General features: G+C 56.8%; 5 protein-coding genes. 2 read left to right on the plus strand and 3 right to left on the minus strand.

The window, feature by feature from the left end; translation table 11 throughout:
- From Q3981_RS09435 to Q3981_RS09445, 3 genes are all read right to left on the minus strand, one after another.
- A partial coding sequence (locus Q3981_RS09435; protein ID WP_303125624.1) for an AI-2E family transporter occupies nt 1-683 on the minus strand: 683 nt, incomplete at its 3' end.
- Nucleotides 684-741: 58 nt separating this feature from the next.
- Entirely contained in the window at nt 742-906 is a 165-nt protein-coding gene (metS, locus tag Q3981_RS09440) for a methionine/alanine import NSS transporter subunit MetS (RefSeq protein WP_046203096.1), read from the minus strand.
- The gene (locus Q3981_RS09445; RefSeq protein WP_303125626.1) at nt 903-2669 is read right to left on the minus strand and encodes a sodium-dependent transporter; all 1767 of its coding nucleotides are present in this window, start codon (nt 2667-2669) and stop codon (nt 903-905) included. Before Q3981_RS09445 ends, metS begins: the two co-directional genes overlap by 4 nt.
- Nucleotides 2670-3009: 340 nt before the next feature.
- Here Q3981_RS09445 and ychF point away from each other — a divergent pair, with 340 nt between their 5' ends.
- Nucleotides 3010-4089 (plus strand): redox-regulated ATPase YchF, encoded by a 1080-nt coding sequence (ychF, locus tag Q3981_RS09450; RefSeq protein WP_303125628.1) that lies wholly within the window; start codon nt 3010-3012, stop codon nt 4087-4089.
- A 115-nt stretch (nt 4090-4204) separates the two neighbouring features.
- A partial coding sequence (locus Q3981_RS09455) for a zinc-binding dehydrogenase (RefSeq protein ID WP_303125630.1) occupies nt 4205-4965 on the plus strand: 761 nt, incomplete at its 3' end.

A 4965-nucleotide genomic window follows, 5' to 3' on the forward strand; every position in this document is an offset into this window, starting at 1 on the left:
TCGTTCAGGAAGAAGAAGGTCAGCATGAGGACAATGCCCAAGGTGACCGCGACCGACGACGCAGCCGACGCTCCTGACAGCACGGAGCTGACCAGAGACCCTGAATGCTCCTGAATGTGAGCCGCGGCTTGGTCAAGAGCTTGGTTGAGCTGGGCGTCCTTGATGTTGAGCGGTGGCCCATTGAGCGCTTCTTTAGTTTCCCGTAAGGAGTGGGAGGCGCGGTGGGCCAAAGACTCAGACTGGTCGATAACGCTCGTCGTGACGAGGCTAAGCGTGCCAATCACAATCACTGCGGCACCCAAGATCACCACAATCGCCGACAGCGCGTGCGGGACCTTGTGCTTAGTGAGCCAATGAACCGGTGGCCACAGCAGGGTGCAGACGATGATCGAGATCATCACTGGCAGGAGTGCACTCCAGATCAGTCCTAACCCATACCAGAGAAGGAACGCAGCCAGGGCGATCGCGAGGAACCGTAAGCACCACAAGGCTAAGCGCTTGATATTTACGGCGATCGACGCCGAACGGCTTGCTTCGGTAAGCGGCGCATGGGCGTAATACGGAACGCCCATGACATCGTCGGCGTTATCGCGATTGGCCAGCTGACTCGCATGTTTTTGGCTGAGGGGAGCGAGCGAACCGGGCACGCGCCCCGGTTCTGGTTCGGAAGAGGAGTTCATCATCACGGACTATTGTGCACTATTCGGTCAGATTAGTGTGATCTCTGAAGCACTTTTGCTTTTAATAACCCTGATCGTAGAGCTTTTCGTCGGTGGCTTCGGGGTTGTCGCCGAGCTTCCCGGAGGTCTCATCGGGGTGCTTCATCAGCGAGTACGTGCTCGTCGCGAGCCCACCCCAGATGACCAACATGAACAGGACCATCATCATGACTGCTGTTCCACTCATTGGTCTTTATCCTTTCCGTTTGTAGCGTCGCTCATTGTCGACGTCGCATCTGCGGTGTTGCTCGTGACGGGCTGACTCGTTGAACTGTCACGCTGCGCATCGAGCGAGACCGCTTCGACGCGATCGCGACGTTGGCGTCGGCGCTGTTCAGCGGCAAAACCAGCCTTGCGCGCTTCATGGCTTTGAGGCGTGACGATGCGCTGATGCACGTTGAACTCCACGCCGAAGTCCGTACCGGGCGGGCCGGATAGAGACGGGTTTCCGCGCCAAGGAACAACGGACATCATGAAGGCGACGACCACGATGAGCCCGACAACGCCCCATCCGTAGAGGTCAATCTGCTGGTCGGAGTAATCGCCATAGTTGGACTTGAACAGGTTCTGGAGCTCCTGGATCAGCGTGTAGCCAAGAATAATCGGCGTGATATTGGTGACGCAGATTCGCCAGAAGTTACCCACTTGGAACGATGACACCGCATTGAGGTGCAGGGAGAATTCGTCGAGCCGACGCAAAATCCAATCGACGCACACGATGGTGATCAAGGAGACGCACACAATGCCGACGTTGTTGGTGTACTTATCCATGATGTCCAGCGTGGATAGGCCGGACGTCGTGGAAAAGAGGGCCAACGAAATAATGCCCATGACCACACCGGTGCCGATGGCCGCGCTCTTACGATCAAGGTTCAACTTGTCTTTCACCGCGGAGACAACAACTTCCAACAGTGAGAAGAGCGAGGTGAAGCCCGCGATGGCGAGTGAACCGAAGAAAAGGACACCGAAGACGGCGCCACCCGGCATGGAATTGATGATCGTCGGGAAAGCCACGAATGCAAGGCCAATACCGTTGGAGACGACCTTGTCCACGGGGACGCCTTCTTGCGTCGCCATGTAGCCCAATGCGGCGAATACACCGATGCCGGCCAGAAGCTCAAACCCCGAGTTCGCAAAGCCGGTGACCAGGCCGGTTCCGGTGAGGTTGGTGCGGGGTTTCAAATACGACGAATAGGTCAGCATGATGCCGAATCCCACGGATAGTGAGAAGAAAATCTGCCCGTACGCTGCGACCCAGACTTCCGTATTCGTCAGCGCGGACCAGTTTGGGGTAAAGAGTGCGTCCAATCCCTTCGACGCGCCGTCCATAAACAGTGCGTAGATCACAACGATGAGGAACAGCACGGTGAGCAAGGGCATAAACAGCTTAGAGACTTTGCCGATACCTTCGTCGACACCCATTGCCAACACGATGATCGTCGCTACCCACACTAAAGCTAGGGCGATAGCGATTTGCCAGACGATCGACGTCGAAAATGTTTGTGTTGCTTCGGAGTGAAGGAATTCATCCGAGAAATAGGCGTCGGGTTTGCTTCCCCATGCGCGGGTGAATGATTTGATGGTGTACAACCCGGCCCACCCAATGATGGCCGCGTAGTAAATCGAAATGAAGAAGGCGATGCCGACCTGGATCCAGCCGATGGGCTCGGTCCAACCGCTGATGCGCTTAAACACAAGGGGAGCTGACCCGCGGAACCGGTGTCCCAGGGTGTAGTCGAGGAATAGAAGCGGGATTCCTGCAGTCAGCAGCGCGATGATGTACGGAATGAGGAACGCGCCGCCACCATTGGAATACGCCACATAGGGGAAGCGCCAAATATTTCCTAGACCGACGGCTGAACCGATGGCAGCCAAGAGAAAAGCTGAGCGGGAAGAGAACGTTTCGCGCGATGCAGCGGAAGCGTCACTCTCTGAGGGGGAATGAGACATATAAAAGATGCCTTTCCGCTAAGGCTTCGACCCAACCGAGTCAGGCGGCTAGTAAGCACATCTGCATGGCTCGACGGGAGTTGCCGTGATGGGGAGAAATGGATTGGTCCGTACGGGTGGGGGACGCAAGCCGGCATCACGCCGGGGGTGGTGGCGTGCTCGACCGTGAAAATACTATCACCCTGTGTTCGACGTCCCGACGGCGTTCCGCCGAGGTTGTGCCGGTGTTCTGTCAGCGCGAATGGCGCGTGACGTGCGACAGTGTGTCGCTGGTGGGCTGCCCCGCTGAGTCGAGGTCCCCGCATCGATGGCGATTTTTACTGCACGTAGGATGTGTGGCATGAGTCTTACCCTCGGAATTGTCGGTCTACCCAATGTAGGAAAGTCCACCCTTTTCAACGCCCTGACCCGCAACAATGTGCTGGCGGCTAATTACCCCTTCGCGACGATCGAGCCCAACGTCGGCCTGGTCGAGTTACCGGACGCGCGCCTGAAACGCTTGGCGGAGATGTTCGATTCTGCGGAGATCATCCCGGCGACGGTCTCGTTCGTCGACATTGCGGGCATTGTGAAAGGTGCCTCTGAAGGGGAGGGGCTGGGCAACCAATTCCTGGCGAATATTCGCGAGGCAGACGCGATTTGCCAGGTTGTTCGTGCTTTCACGGATGACGACGTGGTGCACGTTGACGGCAAGGTCGATCCGTCGAGCGATATTGACGTTATTGAGACTGAGCTGATTTTGGCGGATTTGCAGACGCTGGAAAAAGCGCTGCCCCGTCTGGAGAAGGAAGCGAAGAAGGATAAAGACAAGGCGGCGGAACGCGACGCCGTCGGCGAGGCCTTGAAGGTGCTGGAGGATGGCCACACGTTGTTCTCCGCGAAAGATTCGGTTGACTTATCGGCGTTGAAAGAATTGAACCTGTTGACGGCAAAGCCGTTCCTTTATGTTTTCAATTCAGACGAAGCAGTTCTAACTGATGAAGCAAAGAAGAAGGAATTGACGGAGTTGGTTGCTCCGGCTCAAGCGGTGTTCCTCGATGCCGAGACCGAGGCTGAATTACTTGAGCTTGACGACGACGAAGCCGCGGAACTGTTGGCATCCGTGGGGCAGGATGAGCCCGGTCTGAACAAGCTGGCACGTGCTGGTTTTGCCACGCTGGGATTGCAGACGTACCTCACCGCTGGCCCGAAAGAGGCGCGCGCGTGGACTATTCATCAGGGGGATACAGCGCCTCAAGCTGCCGGCGTTATTCACTCCGACTTTGAACGCGGATTTATTAAGGCAGAAATCGTTTCGTATGACGAGTTGAATGAGTTGGGCTCCATGGCGGAGGCTCGGGCGCATGGCAAGGTCCGTCAAGAAGGTAAGGATTATGTCATGCAAGATGGCGATGTTGTTGAATTCAAGTTCAATGTTTAACTGATTCGCGTTTCTTCGTTATCGCTGAATTGTGGGGCTGTGTGGTGCTTGGTTGCACGGTGCGCGCCCGCACGGAATTCGTCCGCACGGATCTCGACCTCATGGGAGAGAAGTAATGAAGGCTTTATTACTTCCGGAACCCGGGGATTGTGAAACGATGACCGTCGGCGAGCTCCCCATTCCCGAGCCCGGACCGGGGGAGATCCGCGTGAAGGTTCGGGCGAGCGGGCTCAATCCCTCTGATTTCCAGCGTGCTGGTTACGAGTTACCTGGTGCTTCATACCCATTTGTTCTGGGAATCGACGTTGCCGGTGTGGTTGATGCGATCGGCCCGGATGTTCGCCGTTGTCAGGTTGGTGATCGCATAGCTATCCATAACGATATTCGTCGGCGCGGTGGATTTGAGGAATATGCGGTGGTGGACGCGCGTGCCACCGCGATCATCCCCGATAATGTGTCGTTCACGTCTGCAGCTGCTGTTCCTTCTGCCGGCCTGACCGCTTACCAGGCAATTGATCGGAAACTGCAGGTGACGAGCAGTGATACGGTTCTGATCACCGGTGCAGGCGGGGGCGTGGGCGGTTTCGCTGTCCAACTCGCGGCCAGGAGAGGTGCTCATGTCATTGGGGTCGCGTCGGGTAAGCATGAAGATCGTGTGCGATCCTTGGGCGCTCACGAGTTCATTGATTATCGGGCTACCGACGTTGGTGATCGGGTTAGGGAGATCACGGACGGGCAAGGTGTTGATGCCGTTCTTGACGTAGTGGGGGCCGATTCAGCGACTGAAAAGCTGCAGCTCCTGGCGTTTGGTGGCCGGATTGCGACGACGGCGGGCGACCCTGATTTCAGCGAAGTGAATTCTCTTGACACCGGGCT

It is taken from the genome of Corynebacterium sp. (assembly GCF_030530965.1).
Classification (GTDB): Bacteria; Actinomycetota; Actinomycetes; order Mycobacteriales; family Mycobacteriaceae; genus Corynebacterium.